The 15,800-nt window shown below is 31.0% G+C and carries 15 protein-coding genes; 14 read left to right on the top strand and 1 reads right to left on the bottom strand.

The genetic code is table 11. The annotated features are described in order from the left end of the window. Positions 1–183 precede the first annotated feature (183 nt). The 5 genes from BW731_RS09140 (at position 184) to BW731_RS09160 (ending at position 3,955) form a co-directional block, all read left to right on the top strand. Positions 184–960 carry a competence protein ComK gene (locus BW731_RS09140; RefSeq protein ID WP_079347525.1) on the top strand — a complete coding sequence of 259 codons (777 nt, stop codon included), beginning with the start codon at positions 184–186 and terminating at the stop codon, positions 958–960. A 44-nt stretch (positions 961–1,004) separates the two neighbouring features. Continuing rightward, complete coding sequence (gene recX / locus BW731_RS09145) at positions 1,005–1,796, top strand: recombination regulator RecX (RefSeq protein WP_079347527.1); 792 nt, start codon at positions 1,005–1,007, stop codon at positions 1,794–1,796. 3 nt (positions 1,797–1,799) lie between these two features. Beyond that, complete coding sequence (gene mutY / locus BW731_RS09150; RefSeq protein ID WP_079347529.1) at positions 1,800–2,939, top strand: A/G-specific adenine glycosylase; 1,140 nt, start codon at positions 1,800–1,802, stop codon at positions 2,937–2,939. Positions 2,940–3,054: 115 nt separating this feature from the next. Continuing rightward, entirely contained in the window at positions 3,055–3,588 is a 534-nt protein-coding gene (gene ntdP, locus BW731_RS09155) for a nucleoside tri-diphosphate phosphatase (RefSeq protein WP_071457324.1), read from the top strand. Between the two features lie 178 nt (positions 3,589–3,766). Beyond that, positions 3,767–3,955, top strand: coding sequence for a hypothetical protein (locus BW731_RS09160; protein WP_079347531.1), 189 nt, complete (start codon positions 3,767–3,769; stop codon positions 3,953–3,955). Positions 3,956–4,026: 71 nt separating this feature from the next. On the opposite strand, the gene BW731_RS09165 is transcribed toward BW731_RS09160, so the two are convergent. Next, positions 4,027–4,461 carry a GNAT family N-acetyltransferase gene (locus BW731_RS09165; RefSeq protein WP_079347533.1) on the bottom strand — a complete coding sequence of 145 codons (435 nt, stop codon included), beginning with the start codon at positions 4,459–4,461 and terminating at the stop codon, positions 4,027–4,029. 111 nt (positions 4,462–4,572) lie between these two features. Here BW731_RS09165 and BW731_RS09170 point away from each other — a divergent pair, with 111 nt between their 5' ends. The 9 genes from BW731_RS09170 (at position 4,573) to BW731_RS09210 (ending at position 15,715) form a co-directional block, all read left to right on the top strand. Beyond that, the gene (locus BW731_RS09170; protein ID WP_079347535.1) at positions 4,573–5,685 is read left to right on the top strand and encodes an AI-2E family transporter; all 1,113 of its coding nucleotides are present in this window, start codon (positions 4,573–4,575) and stop codon (positions 5,683–5,685) included. A 100-nt stretch (positions 5,686–5,785) separates the two neighbouring features. Further along, entirely contained in the window at positions 5,786–7,138 is a 1,353-nt protein-coding gene (locus BW731_RS09175) for a hemolysin family protein (RefSeq protein WP_079347537.1), read from the top strand. A 19-nt stretch (positions 7,139–7,157) separates the two neighbouring features. Further along, positions 7,158–7,553 carry a glycerol-3-phosphate cytidylyltransferase gene (gene tagD, locus BW731_RS09180; protein ID WP_079347539.1) on the top strand — a complete coding sequence of 132 codons (396 nt, stop codon included), beginning with the start codon at positions 7,158–7,160 and terminating at the stop codon, positions 7,551–7,553. A 70-nt stretch (positions 7,554–7,623) separates the two neighbouring features. Continuing rightward, the gene (locus BW731_RS09185; RefSeq protein WP_079347540.1) at positions 7,624–9,540 is read left to right on the top strand and encodes a DUF6020 family protein; all 1,917 of its coding nucleotides are present in this window, start codon (positions 7,624–7,626) and stop codon (positions 9,538–9,540) included. 77 nt (positions 9,541–9,617) lie between these two features. After that, entirely contained in the window at positions 9,618–10,334 is a 717-nt protein-coding gene (locus BW731_RS09190; RefSeq protein WP_079347542.1) for a glycosyltransferase family 2 protein, read from the top strand. After that, the gene (locus BW731_RS09195; protein WP_079347544.1) at positions 10,334–10,681 is read left to right on the top strand and encodes a DUF2304 domain-containing protein; all 348 of its coding nucleotides are present in this window, start codon (positions 10,334–10,336) and stop codon (positions 10,679–10,681) included. The genes BW731_RS09190 and BW731_RS09195 overlap by 1 nt, the downstream gene beginning before the upstream one ends. 4 nt (positions 10,682–10,685) lie before the next feature. Then, complete coding sequence (locus tag BW731_RS09200; protein ID WP_079347546.1) at positions 10,686–11,027, top strand: EamA family transporter; 342 nt, start codon at positions 10,686–10,688, stop codon at positions 11,025–11,027. A 62-nt stretch (positions 11,028–11,089) separates the two neighbouring features. Continuing rightward, the gene (locus BW731_RS09205) at positions 11,090–12,184 is read left to right on the top strand and encodes an acyltransferase (RefSeq protein ID WP_079347548.1); all 1,095 of its coding nucleotides are present in this window, start codon (positions 11,090–11,092) and stop codon (positions 12,182–12,184) included. Between the two features lie 39 nt (positions 12,185–12,223). Further along, positions 12,224–15,715: a bifunctional glycosyltransferase/CDP-glycerol:glycerophosphate glycerophosphotransferase gene (locus BW731_RS09210; RefSeq protein WP_079347550.1), complete on the top strand. Its 3,492-nt coding sequence runs from the start codon at positions 12,224–12,226 to the stop codon at positions 15,713–15,715. The last annotated feature ends 85 nt before the right edge of the window (positions 15,716–15,800 follow it).

The following is a 15,800-nucleotide window of genomic DNA, read 5'->3' on the forward strand; positions in this document are numbered from 1 at the left end:
ATCCTTTCAAGTTATCATTTGGCTAGCCACTGTGAGTATAGACAATTTTTTAAAATCAGGAAAAAACCAAAATTTGAATTTTCTGCGTAAAATTAATTATTTTTGTATGAAAACGCTTTTAAAATAACTTGGATATGTTAATATAAGGTGTAATTAAAAAACGTAAACTTAGGAGTGATAATCATGGATATCAATGCAAGAAAACTTTTAATTCACGAGGATTTAGTACATGGAGATGCGATTAAACTAGATGATTTATATAACAAGTTTTTACCTTGTTGTGTGAAGACAGGAAACACGTCGTTAACACGTGATGTCTATTTTATACATGATATATCTGAATTGGGCATAAAGTATAAAGCCATGCTATTAACGTCTAATCATCTACCTATTTTAACGACCTCTACAACACGTGAACTAATGAGTGAATACAATCAATCTCATAATCGAATTTTTGAAAGGGTATACAACACGATTGAACTATATAATGATTTTCAGCAAAAAAATTATAAACAAGCCATGATTGACAAGCAGTTGATCTTTATGCCGCTAAATGGCACGGTGAGAAAAAATACAAGTTTTATTAATCCAATGTATATCACCAATTTTCATAAGATTGGTCAAGGGCAAATGACGATAAACTTTACTAATTTTTTAGGGATTGATCTGGATTATGGATGTCAGGCGTTTAATCAACGAGTAAACAAAGCGGTGAATCAGTATATGTTATATTTTTTCCCTGAAGCGTTTGACATATTAGAGCATGTTATTTCGTGGAAAGGAGATTACTTAATGAGTGAACTAACAAAAACAAGAAAAAAACGTCATAGTATTGATAGTGAAAAGTTAACTATATGTCGAAAGAAAGTGGATTATTTTTTAGTGATTCAGCAGTTGAATCAATCGCTTACGATTCAAGAGTTTATTGAGGAGTTTGATAGTTATTGGGATAAAATTTAGTTAAAATGTGATATAGTAAAAAGATGCAAGGAGGCTGAAAGAAAATGGAAGTCATTCAAAGCATCAAAAAAGAAAAAACAGGGTACTTGTTGGTGACAAAAAGTGGGATAAAGATACCACTGTCTGAGGATTCTCTGGTGAAGCATCGTCTACTTAAAGGTAGTGAAGTATCAGAAGAATTATTAAACCAAGTAAAAGAAGAAGCCAGCTTTGATATTGGGTATCAAAAAGCACTAAACTATTTGAGCTACCAGCTTCGTAGTGAAAAAGAGATAAAAGATTATCTCAAAAAACAAGAGATTAACCCCCCTCAAATAAAACAAATTATTGATAAATTAAAAGACTTATCACTTCTTGATGATAAGGTTTTTGCTGAAAGTTATGTTCGTACGGCTATTCGTACGACTGATAAAGGGCCACAAGGTGTCAAAGAATTTTTGATGAAAAAAGGTGTGCCAAGTGACTTCATAGATGAGGCACTTATTTTATTTGATGACACGCATCAATTAGAGCTAGGTCAAAAGCTTGGCGAAAAGATGGCAAGAAAGTATCAGAAGAGTAGCCAAAAAGAACGCATCAATAAAATTCGTCAGCAATTATTTATAAAAGGGTTTAAATCGGATGTTATCTCTAGCGTTATAGATGGTTTAGCTTTTGACGATGATGAGGACGAGTATGATTTATTAGTCAAACAAGGTGATAAATTATGGCGTCGACATGAAAGAGTCGAGACACGTAAGAAACATCAAAAGATAAAACAAAGTTTGTATCAAAAAGGGTTTTCTATAGATGATATCAACCGTTACATAGAAGAAAAAGAGATGGAGTTAGAGTAAGAGATGAGTGAAGAAGTAACTTGGACGCAAGAGAAGATAGAGAGCTTTCAAGATGATTTGTTGGCATGGTATCATCATGAAAAACGAGATTTACCGTGGCGAGAGTCGACAGATCCATACCGAGTATGGGTATCTGAGATTATGCTACAACAAACGCAAGTCGTGACGGTGATTCCATATTTTAATCGGTTTATGGAGTGGTTTCCCACGATAGAAGATTTGGCAAATGCTGAAGAAGATAAACTACTAAAAGCATGGGAAGGTTTGGGATATTACTCTCGTGTTCGCAACATGCAACATGCGGCAAAAGAAATGGTCGAAACGTTTGATGGGCAAATGCCACAGACGATAGAAGACATATTATCATTAAAGGGAATAGGGCCATATACAGGTGGAGCGATTGGAAGTATTGCTTTTTCGTTGCCAGAGCCGGCAATTGATGGAAACGTGATGCGAGTATACAGTCGCTTATTTTGTTTGTCTGATGATATCGCGTTACCTAAAACACGAAAAGTTTTTGATAAGTATGTGAGAGAAACAATGTCACAAACTGAACCAGGAGATTTTAATCAAGCCTTGATGGATTTAGGTGCCACAATTTGTACACCGACTAAACCATCATGTGAGACGTGTCCGATAAAAAATTATTGTGAGGCTAGAAAAACAGATACAGCATCATCTTATCCAGTGAAAAAGAAAAAAGAAAAAGCAAAGCCACTTTACTATGTGGCAGATGTGATTAGAAATAAAACGGGTGCTTTTTTATTGGAGAAAAGACCAGAAGATGGCCTGCTTTCAAACATGTGGACATTTCCTATGCATGAAGTCACAAAAGAAGACTATGATCGTTTGGCTGCATCGTATGACTCTGTTGAAGAAAAATCATCACAGGTAGCAGAGCAATTGAGCTTGTATGAAGAAGAAAAAATAGACATCAAAGAAAAACAACTTTTAGGTGTTGTGACGCATATTTTCAGTCATAGAAAATGGCATGTGTTAGTAGTGGAGGATTTATTGAGAGGCACAGATCGCGAAATGTTAGAAAAACAAAAATGGGTCTATCAAGAAGAGTTTGGTCAGTATGTTTTTCCTAAGCCACAGCAAAAGATGGTCGACTTACTAAAGAAAAGTATGAATAATTAGTGATATCATAGTCCAAGATATGCTATAATAATTCTGATATTGGTATTAAATGTTAAATTTAATACCCATGTGAAAAATTGACACAATTTGTCAAGGAAAGCAGGATTAGATAGTGATGCGTGTTCCTAAAGAAGGAGAGTTTATCACGATCCAAAGTTACAAGCATGACGGAAGTTTACATCGAACTTGGCGCGATACAATGGTCCTAAAAACAAGTGAGTGTTCGATAATTGGAATGAATGACCACACACTTGTGACAGAGTCAGATGGACGACGATGGGTAACGCGTGAACCTGCTATTGTATATTTCCATACAAAATATTGGTTCAACATAATTGCTATGATACGAGAGAAAGGAGTTTCCTACTATTGTAATCTTGCCTCACCTTATGTTTTGGATGAGGAAGCTTTAAAGTATATTGATTATGACTTGGATATAAAAGTGTTTCCTGATGGAGAAAAACGCTTGTTAGATGTTGACGAGTATGAAGACCATCGAAAACTAATGAACTACCCAAACGAAATTGATATTGTTCTTAAAGAAAATGTGAAGATTTTGGTAGACTGGATTAATGAAGGAAAAGGTCCTTTCTCTGATGAGTATGTCGATATTTGGTATAAACGGTATCAACAATTATCAAGAAAATGAAACAACTGTGTGTTTCGTAAATTCAGGGTTTGATAAGCATTACAAAAAATAGCGAAAGACTTCAAATTTTTTTGAAGTCTTTCGTTATTTTTTATCATTTTGAAACGAAAAAAATAACAATTTTTCTTGAAAAAAATATGTTATACTTTTTACAAGATGAATAAAGGAGGGTATTTAAGTGAAGAAAAAACTATCTATTCTATTTTTAGTAAGTGCTGTATTGTGTATTGGTTTGGTTCTTTTGAAAGTTCATGAATCAAGAACGACTGCTTCAGAAAAAGTGATTAGAGAGGTCATTGAACCTGAAAAAAAATCCTTACAATACCAAAAAAAGCATCTCTTAATTATATTAAAGAAAAACAAGTGATGTCGATTAAAGAAATGTAATTAGCCGAATAAAAAAACAGGAAACTTCATTAAAAAGTATCCTGTTTATTTTTATACCGTTTTTTTCATGTTTTGGTGCTGGATATTTGCTTCGATGTAGGTGTCACCAAAAGGCTCGTACCCTAAAGAATGATAGAAATCTAATGCGTGTAATTGTGCTCCTAAAATGAGTGTGTTTGCCTGGTGAGTTTTTGCTACTTGTTCGGCATATTCCATGAGCTGTTTGCCGATTCCTTTTCCACGATCGTCTTTAGCAACTGCCATGCGTTGAATTTTCATGGCTGTCTCATCAATAGGAAATAATCTTACAGTACCTAAAGCTTGCTGAAAGTCATCATATAATACACAATGAATTGCTTGATCTTCATCAGCGATTTCAATCGATTCTGGTACGTGTTGTTCGTTAACAAAGACGTCTAGTCTAATGCGTTTAGCGTCTTCGTATGCTTTTGACGTAAGGTCTTGAGTATGAATTAAGTTTACCATTTGTTTATCTCCTTTGTTATGCTTTTAATAAGTTTATCAAATTAGCAGTTTTTTTAAAACAAATAGATTATAATAAGTGTACGTGAATTTTAGATAAAGCGAGGGGAATTTATGCTACAAAAACTTAAAGCTTCTAAATTAATGTTTTGGTCACTAGAACTACTGATTATTGCGACATTAATTTTAGTTGGAACGAAAATCAATTTTATCTTTAAACCAATTGGAACACTGTTTACAACGATGTTCGCACCGATTATCATATCCGGTTTTTTATTTTATTGTGTTAACCCAATTTTACAATTTATGATCAAAAAAGGGATTAAACGGACATGGGCTGTGTCAATTATCATGATTTTTTTGATAGGTGTCGTGTTGTTGCTTATTATGTCGGTCATCCCAAATTTGATTAAACAAATGACTATGTTAACAAAAGCTGCACCAGATTTTTATATAGCGATTGAAAAAACAATCAATGAATTAGCACACCATCCTGTGATGAAAAATGTTGATATTCAACAATATCTAGAACAGTGGAATGTGTCTTTTGGAAATATTATTAAGACGACTATATCTAGTTTAGGAAATGGGTTAGGCTCATTTATTTCTTCTATAGCTGGAATTGTTATGATTATTTTTACAGTACCGTTTATTTTATTTTATATGTTAAAAGATGGGGAACGTTTTTTACCGAATGTCGCACGTTTTTTCCCAGAAACGCACCGAAAAGAAATGACAGAATTACTGATAAAAATGAGTCAAACGATTTCAAAATACATTAGCGGTCAAATGATTGAGTGTTTATTCGTTGGGGTTGCAACAAGTATTGGGTACATGTTGATAGGTGTCAATTACGCCTTTTTATTTGGTGTAATAGCAGGTCTTTCAAATATGATTCCATATATTGGTCCATATATCGGTTTAGCACCTGCCTTATTTGTGACGATATTTACAGATCCAGTTAAAGCTGTTCTAGCATGTATCGTCGTATTAGTTGTTCAACAAATAGACGGGAATATTATTTACCCAAATGTGATAGGGAAGAGTTTAGATATTCATCCATTAACTATTATTATCATTTTACTGGTTGCTGGAAATATTGCTGGACTACTTGGAATGATTTTAGGTGTACCATTTTATGCAGTCTGTAAGACCATTGTTGTTTATGTCTATGATATGGTTCAACTTGATAAACGAATTAAGAAAGAAAATACTCCCGTTAAATAATTTTTGTGTCTATATCTTTTATATTGAATTTAACTGATGTTTATGATACGATTTTTGGAGGAATATTAAAAAGAACGAAAAAGTTAGGAGAGAAAAGCTTATGAACGCTGACCCCGAGAGTCAGTCTATTTTTATCAATATTATTATTTTGATTGTGTTAACATTACTAAACGCCTTTTTTGCAGCCGCGGAGGTTTCCGTTATTTCGGTAAACCGTAACAGACTGGAAAGTAAAGCAGAAGAGGGAAATAAAACGGCGATAAAATTACTGGCATTAATTAATGATTCAAGCAATTTTTTATCTACGATTCAAGTAGGGATTACATTAGTGACTATTTTATCAGGGGCTTCATTAGCTAATTCATTTGCTAGAGAGTTAGCACCTGTTTTTGGCGGAGCACCTTGGGCAAAACAAGCTTCTCAAGTCATTGTTTTAATCTTGTTAACATATATATCGATTGTGTTTGGAGAATTGTATCCTAAACGAATCGCTTTAAACAATCCTGAAGCTGTGGCAGGATTTGTAATGAGACCTATCACATTATTAGGTAAGATAATGAGACCATTTGTATGGTTATTGTCAAGCTCGACAAACTTATTGAGCCGTATCACCCCAATGACATTTGATGATGAAAACGAACGAATGACACGTGAAGAGATGGCTTATCTTCTGACGAATGAGGGTGTATTAGATTCGGATGAATTGGAGATGGTGCAAGGTATTTTTGATTTAGACACGACAATGGCACGTGAAGTAATGGTTCCTCGTACAGAAGCCTTCATGATAGATATCCATGACGCTGCAGAAGAAAATATTGATAAAGTTTTAGCAAACAATTTCTCACGAATCCCAGTTTATGACGACGACAAAGACAAAGTCATTGGGATATTGCATCTTAAAAATTTACTAAAAGAAGCTCGAAGTAAAGGGTTTGAAAATTTAAACTTATTAAATGTGATTCATGAACCACTTTATGTTCCTGAAACCATATTTATTGATGATTTATTGTTAGAGCTGAAAAAGACTCAAAATCATATGGCAATTTTATTAGATGAGTATGGTGGAGTATCTGGCTTAGTAACATTTGAGGACTTGTTAGAAGAAATTGTTGGTGAAATAGATGATGAATCTGACGAATTAACGATTGACCATTTATTAAAACAAGTGAGTGACAATGAATTCTTAATCGAAGCTCGTATGCCAATCAATGATTTTAATGAAAAGTTTGGTACGAATATCTCTATGACAGATGTTGATACGATGGCTGGTTTTATGATTACAGAGCTTGGTGTGATTCCTGAAAAGGACGAACGTTTAACCATTCATGTTGATCATATTGATTTAACGACGTATAAAGCAGAAGGCACTCGCTTACTAGAGATATTAGTGACGATTAATGAAGTAGAAGAAGAAGAAGAAGATAAATATTACAAATCACGCGATGATGATTAATAGATAGTGAGGTATAACAGTGAGAAAAGTTATTACATATGGTACATTTGATTTATTACACTACGGACATATTAATTTATTACGTCGTGCAAAAGAGCAAGGTGATTATCTGATTGTTGCCTTGTCTACTGATGAGTTCAACTGGGACGAAAAGCAAAAAAAATGCTACTTCTCATATGAAAAGAGAAAGATGCTTTTAGAAGCGATTCGTTATGTTGACTTGGTCATACCTGAAGAGAGTTGGAACCAAAAGATGACAGACATTGAAGAGTTTAAAGTTGATGTGTTTGTCATGGGCGACGATTGGAAAGGTCAATTTGATTTTGTAAAAGAAACCGGTGCTGACGTTGTTTATCTTGAACGCACGCCAGAAATATCAACAACACAAATCAAAAAAGATTTGAATAAGAGATGATGAAGATAAGGAAATTAGGGGACTTACTTGGCTCTTAATTTCCTTATTGAATTTTCGTGAGGAGAAAACGATGACTAAGTTAAAATATTTAATTAATTCTATTGTTATAGCAGTTGGATTAAATTTTAGTTTTACTAAAGGACAACTTTTAGTAGTATCAATAAAAAACAGTTTAATGAAAAATGCTATTTTACTTAACGGTATTGCAATTATCTTATTCTATATATTATATAAAAATAGAGATTTTTTAAAAAAATCAAAAATTTCACTTATGCAATGGGTTGTTAGTTTGTTTTTAGGTATTGTTCAACTATTTAAGACAGCTCTATCTTCAACAGATGGATTAACAATCCTTTATAGTTCTTGGTTAAATATACTTATTAGTTTAGTAGTGCTGTATTCTTATACATATATATTTAATATTATTCAAATGCTGTTCATGGCCTTCATACAGAAAAATGATATGGTTGAATTTGTTCAACCAGAAAAAGGATTCTTAAATAAAAATTTAGCAAACCATCCTTTTATCACAAGTTTTGTTATCATACTAATTTGTTGGTTACCTGTCATAGTGATTAATTACCCAAGTATTTTGGTAGTTGATGCATTTAGGCAGTTACGACAGTACTATGGTGAAATTCCAATAACAAATGCACACCCACCAATTCATACGGTGATGCTTGGATTATCCGTTAGTCTAGGTAGAAAATTAGGTGATGCAAACTTAGGCTTATTTTTGAGTAATATTCCTCAAATTTTAATGACGTTGATTGGCTTTTCTTTATCAAGTGTCACGATAAGAAAAATGAAATTACCAACTTTTTATTCATGGGTTAATATCGTTATTGGAGCACTAAGTCCAGCTGTATTGGGGATGCTTTTAGTTAGTACAAAAGATTTATTCTTTACAAGTAGTCTTCTTGTAGTGTATAATATAACAATTTTATATTATTTAAAGAAAAATAAAACAACCACTACAAATGTTTTTTATGCATTAATGTTTATTCTCATGTCTACATTAGTCATTTTATTTAGAAAAAATGGTATTTATATGATGATTCCGTTGGTTGTTATTTTTATATTTAGAGTATTGATTTATATAGTTAAGTCTATACAACAAAAGAAAATTAAAATGATAGTTCCATCAGTAATGATGTTACTAATTCTTATTATCCCAATCGTATTATCACAACTAGTAGATAAAACGTTAGAAACAAAATATAATATGGTTGAGGATGTCAGAAAAAGCGAAATGCTATCTATTCCTTTTCAGCAAACAGCTAGATATGTTAAAAAGTTTCCAAATGAAGTCACTGCTGATGAGAAAGAAAAAATTAAAGCGGTTATGTATTATGATGGATTAGGCGAGATATACAATCCGATTATATCTGATCCAGTAAAAAGAACCACACCTAAAGACGTTACAAATGAAGAGTTGAAAGATTATTTTAAAGTTTGGTTTCAAATGTTTTTAAAACATCCAGTAACATATATAGAAAGTACTGCTGCACAGAATTATTATTTATTCAGTCCTGAAAATTATAATTTCTATTATTCTACTTTGACAGATGGATATGACAAACAGCAACCTGAAGAAAGAAAGACTTATGATGTTTTAATGGATAAAACAGGTATTAAAAAAACAGAACACAAAAAAGATATGCAAAAAGATTTAACTACTTATTTTAGAATATTTGATTCACTTCCAATTTTAGGATTGTTTAGTAGTTTCTCTTTTGGTGTTATGATTTTATTAATGATATTTGCCTTAGCAGTTAGACTACGACTAAATGTAGGAATGATGGCAACATTACCTATGTTGATGCTTCTATTAACAATATTTGCCGGTCCTGTTGTTAGAGGTTATTTACGTTATGGTTTACCATTTGTATATGTGATGCCGTTATTAGTTTGTTTTATTATTTATTTAAATAAAGAAAAAAATAATCAAACAATGTCAGAAGAACCTCAGCTAACTACAAATTGATAGTTAGTTGTGGTATAATTTGTTGATGTGTGTATACAACATTTAACTAGTAAGTTGATGATATTGAAGGAGATAAAATGAAAGTTTTAGTAATAGTACCAGCCTACAATGAAGAGGCAAGTATTGTAAAAACATCACAATCTATTGAAGAATATAAGAAGAAAGCTAATTTTACTTTGGACTATATTGTTATTAATGATGGTTCTACTGATTCTACAGGAAATATTTTAGAAAAAAATTCTATACCTTGTATTCATTTAATTAAAAATTTAGGTATAGGTGGAGCAGTTCAAACAGGATACATTTATGCCCATGAAAATGGTTATGATATCGCTGTACAGTTTGATGGGGATGGGCAACATGATATCTATTCATTAGATACTTTAATTGCTCCAATAGTTAATGATGATTATGATTTTGTTATTGGGTCAAGATTTACTAAAGAATCCCCATCAGATTTCAAAACATCATTTTCAAGAAGAATGGGAATCAATTTGATTTCGTTTTTCATTAAATTAAAAACAGGAAAAGAAATTTTAGATGTTACATCTGGTTACCGAGCTGCAAATCGTTCAGTAATTGAAATGTTTGCAAAATCTTATCCTAGAAAATATCCAGAACCAGAAACTAATGCCTATTTATTACTATTAGACAAAAAAGTAACCGAAGTCGGTGTAAAAATGTTTGAAAGAGAAGAAGGAAAATCATCGATTACACCTATAAAATCTGTGAGATATATGGTCGAAGTTCTCATTTCAATCATACTACTGAATAAAAATAGGAGGAATAAATAATGACAAGTTTGTCAATATCAATAACTATGATTATTTTTTCTGTATTATTTTTAGTTTTTATTATACGCCTAATAAAAACTGCTACGTTTACGTTGGAATACTCTCTTATGTGGTTAGCTATAGGAACTATTATGCTTGTTTTTTCTATCTTCCCACAGATTCCAGAGTATTTTGCTAATTTATTTGGTTTCGAAACAATGTCTAATTTTTTATTAGTCATGGCTGTTTTGTTTAGTTTGTTACAATTAATTATTTTTACAAAATATACGACAAAACAAACAGATGATATAAAATCATTAATTCAAGAAGTCTCGATTTTAAAAGAAAAAGTCAAAAAGGAGGAATAATACTATGTTTTTGTTTGTACTTTACGTTATCTTATCCTCTTCAGGTATTATTCTATTTAAATTGGGCTCATCCGATATGTCCATTAGATTTTTGAATAGCCAATTGAATATGAATATTCCATTTCTTAGTGTACTAGGATTGTTATGTTACTTAATAAGTTTTGTTCTATGGATGATTATTATTTCTAAATCAGATGTTAGTTTTATCGTGCCTCTTGGATTAGGTTTGACGAATGTTTTAATACTAGTTGGATCAGTAGTGGTCTTAAAAGAAGAGATAAATCTTTATGCTATATGTGGCATTGTGCTTATTTTAGTAGGAACATTATTAATAAATAAAGGATAAATAAAAGCGAGAGTTCATACTTCTTGCTTTTTTTTAAAGCTTACAGTGAAAGGACTACTAACATGGAAAAAAAAAGACTTTCAAATTTTGAGTTGCTTCGGATTATTTCAATTTTCTTAATCGTGATTCATCATTTTGCTATATGGACTCCTTGGAATTTTGACCAACATTCTCAATCGTATAGATTATTAGTAAACTTTCTCATGATTGGTGGGAAGTTAGGTGTGAATGTGTTCGTCATGATTACAGGCTATTTCATGATTAAATCAAATATTAAAATGAAAAGTATCATAAAATTAATCGTACAAGTAACAGTTTTTTCAGTTGTCTTATATGGTGTGACGATTTATTTTAATATACAAGGTTCATCTTTAAAATGGCCGGATTTAATCAATAGTATGTTTCCAATTTTGTTTAATAGATATTGGTTTATGACAGCTTATTTGCAATTGTATTTGTTAATACCACTAATAAATATAGCATTAAATAAAATCACTGAGATTAATTATGTGAGATTTATGACACTTTTTTTTGTTATATTTTCTATTTGGCCGATGATTTATTTTGAAGCAGGAACCACAAGCTCTCATTTAAGCTGGTTTATTTTTATGTACTCACTAGGGGCTTTTTTCAAACTTTATCAAGAAAGATTTGACAAAAAAGCAGTTTCTTATTTTGTTAAGATGAGTATGAGTATTGTTGTTACGATGCTGTGTACTTGGGGATTAACTGTTTTATTAAGTAACTCAGGTAATACAGGTTATTATTTTGTAAAAGACTTTTTAGGCTGGTATACGAATATTTTCGTTACTAGAGAATATAGTCCTTTTATATTGGTGATATCTATTTATCTATTTTTAACATTCATGAAACTGCCTATCAAATACAACCGTTTTATTAACTATACTGCGTCTATGATTTTAGGAGTCTACCTATTTCAAAGTACACCAGTTATTTCAGGCTGGCTGTGGAAGACAGTATTTAGAGGTCATTTAGTGAATAGTGGAGTAAAATTATTTTTCTATAGCTTATGTGTTGGATTAGTACTAACTATTATTGGAGTACTTCTTAGCATTATTTTAAATCCAATAGTTAGAGTATTGACTAACGTAATTGACAAAGGATTAAATAACTTATTAAAAAAAGAAATAAACTAACTATGGAAGGTTTATAAGTAAAATTCAGGGGGAACATTAATGTCGATTAAATTATCTATCATTGTACCAGTGTACAATGTGAGTAATTACTTGGAAGAGTGTCTGGACTCTTTATTAAAGCAAAATATTACAGATTATGAAGTTATTATGGTTGATGATGGTTCAACAGATAACTCTTATGAAATTGTGCAAGAGTATGAAGAAAAGTATGATCATTTTGTTGGTATGACAAAGGTTAATCAAGGTTTAGGACATAGCCGAAATGTTGGAGCAGCTATGGCTAAAGGTGAATACATCACTTTTGTTGATTCAGATGATATTATTCCAAATAATTCATATAAAGAAATGCTTGAAACGATTGAGAGAACAGGATCCGATTTTATCATTGGTGACGTTATCAGATTTAACTCTAATGGACAATTTGAATCAACTTTACATAATCATGTCTTTAGAGAAAACTATGAGAAAATATCAATAAAAACACATAAAGAGTTATTATATGATACAACGGCTTGGAATAAAGTATATCGATCATCATTTTGGAAGGAACATAATTTTATGTTTCCAGAAGGTATGTTGTATGAGGACATTCCTGTTACGATACCTAGTCATTTACTTGCAAAGAGTGTGGATGTGTTAACGAAAACGACTTATTTGTGGAGAGCTAGAGACGAGGGAGACCAGTCAATTACACAACAACGATCAAGTATCAATAATTTATCAGATAGACTGAAAGCAATACAAATGGTTTGGGATTTCATGGAAGAAAATCAGACATCAAAAGAGATTAAAGATGCGTTTGATTTTAAAAACCTAAATATGGATTTTCAAATCTATTTAAATTATTTAAAAGAAAAAAATCCAGAGTTTAATGAATTATTAATAGAATATTTGAAAAAATATTTGTCCCATGTGTCTGAAACAACTATCTTAGAGTTAGATGTTATTAAGCGATTAAAGTATCAATTGATTAAAGATGAAAGAATTGATGATTTTATTTCATTGATTGATTTAGAAACTCAACATGATTTAGATAAGAAACCATACAAAAAAGGAGATAGTTTTTATTACAACTATCCATATATTGACTGTCTGACTCCCGAGCAACAAGTTGCAAATGGAACTTTTGATATAAGAACTAGAATTGAAAAAGTACAGTGGTCAACACCAACTAATTTAAAAATTGAAGGTTTCGCTTATATTTATCATTTAGATACCTCTAAAGATACATCATTTTCTTTTTATTTAACTAATGAAAAAACAGGGTATTGTTGTGAGTTAACAACTCATTATAAACCTCATAAACGTCAAGATGTAAAAACAATGTTTGGAGGGAAAGTCAAAAATAGTAGAAATCCATTAAAACGACTATACGATTATTCTTATTCAGGATTTTCTATTGAAATTGATCCTACTGAATTTGATTATAAACAGTTTATGAATGGGGCAAATTATATTTCTATAGCTATCTATAATCAAGGACTTAGCGTAACGAAAAATCTTCGCTCTCCTATTGCAGGATTTGCAACAAGACCTAAATATCGATTAAAAGAGTTTATTAAATTATCGGCTGAATATAATTCATTTTGGGAGTTTAAGTACAAACTCGAAGAAGTTGACAATGTTATTCGTAAGGTAAAACTTGAAAATGAACAGTTAGTTATAACAGGAGAACATAATGGACAAGTTGTTGAAGACAATTCAACTAGATTTTATTTAGAAACGTCTTTTTACGACAATCCTTATTTAACTAATCAGACGATCCTTCCTATAGAAACTCAAATCAATGATAATCAATTTACTTATATATTTAATAAAAATGATTTAGATTACACTAGTCAGTCGGAAAACTATGATTTAATAGGTAAGAAAAACTATGTTGTTGATTCAAATTATTTAGATGAAGTGTACAGGTTTGATGATCAAAAGCAGATAAAGATTGATTATTATTTGAATAGTGAACTTAAACTTTCTATAACAGATTATCAAGCAGTTATAGAAAGTGTAAACTTTGAACAGAAGCAAATGAAGTTAACGTTATCGATAAAGCAATTAGATGTAATGAAGTTAGATTCTTTAAAAATGGAATTAAAACTATATGATTTAGAAAATAGTGAGTATACGTTTAAACCACATTCTAGTTGGACCAGTAATAGTAAGATGTTTTATGAGTTTAGGATAGATTTAATGGATAAAAAGAAACCGATATTGAAAGAGAAAACATATCGATTATTTTTAGCTATATCTTGTTCTGAACAACTAGATAATATATATGAGGCTCCTGTTGTTTTTTCAAACGAAGGAATTGATCGTTATAGAAATGAACTACATGGTTATAGGTTTGAAATACGTCATTTACGAGGCTCTAATATCGCAATATTTTCTCAAATGAAACATTGGAAGAGTATAGAGAATGGACCTAGAAGACAGGCTTTATTACGTGATATTTTCTATCCTTTAATGCGTAAACTACCATTAAAAAATGTTGCAGTTTATGAGTCGTTTTGGGGGAAAGAGTATAGTTGTAATCCTCAAGCGCTATGTGAATATATACAACAAAACGACACATCGATTAAAAATGTGGTGTTTTTGAAAGATGGATTTCATGAAGTTGATGGTAATGTAGAAACTGTAAAGATAAATTCATTAAAGTATTATTATTACCTAGCACGAGCAAAATATCTCTTTAATAATGTAAACTTTCCAGATTTTTATAATAAGAGAGTTGATGCGATTGAAGTTCAGACAATGCACGGTACACCTTTAAAAAAATTAGGTTTAGATTCTCCAAACGAAATCAAGCCACATTATGTAGAGACATATATTCAAAAAAATGATCGTTGGGATTATTTATTAATTCCAAGTGATTATGTAGGTGAGATATCTAAGACAGCATTTAAATTTAAAAAAGAATTTATTAAGTCAGGTTACCCTAGAAATGACAAACTGTTTGCTGATAACAATGTTGAAAATATTGAAAGACTTAAAGAAAAATATAATGTTCCTAAGGATAAAAAAATAGTTCTTTATGCACCAACTTGGAGAACTAAAGGGAATTTTACATTAGCGATGGATATAGAAAAAATGAGTAAGGAACTTGGAGAGGATTACTTTATTTTAGTTAAGTTACATCATTTTTCAAAAGCTAATTTTGATTTAAGTGATTATGCCGATTTTTGTAGAGATGTTTCTCTAGAAAGTGACATAAGAGAGCTTTATTTAATATCTGATATTTTAATTACTGACTATTCGTCGGTTATGTTTGATTTTGCGTTATTAGAAAAACCAATGATTTTTTATGTTTATGATTATGAAAAATATAAAGATGAATTAAGGGGATTCTATTTTGACTTTGAAAAAGAAGCACCTGGAGAATTAGCATATACAACTAATGATTTGGTAAAAATTTTAAAAAATATGGATAAATATACTAATCTGAATAAAGACAGATATCAAGCTTTTAGTAATAAATTTAATCAATATGATAAAGGCAATGCAAGTGAAATTGTCTATAAAAAAATTATTAATTAAGCTGTTATCCAGACGTTAATACAAAAATTAGCACTATGAACCTGATTTTTTACGATCAGGTTTATGGTGCTATTTTGTATTAATT

The organism is Vagococcus martis (assembly GCF_002026305.1).
GTDB classification, from domain to species: Bacteria; Bacillota; Bacilli; order Lactobacillales; family Vagococcaceae; genus Vagococcus; species Vagococcus martis.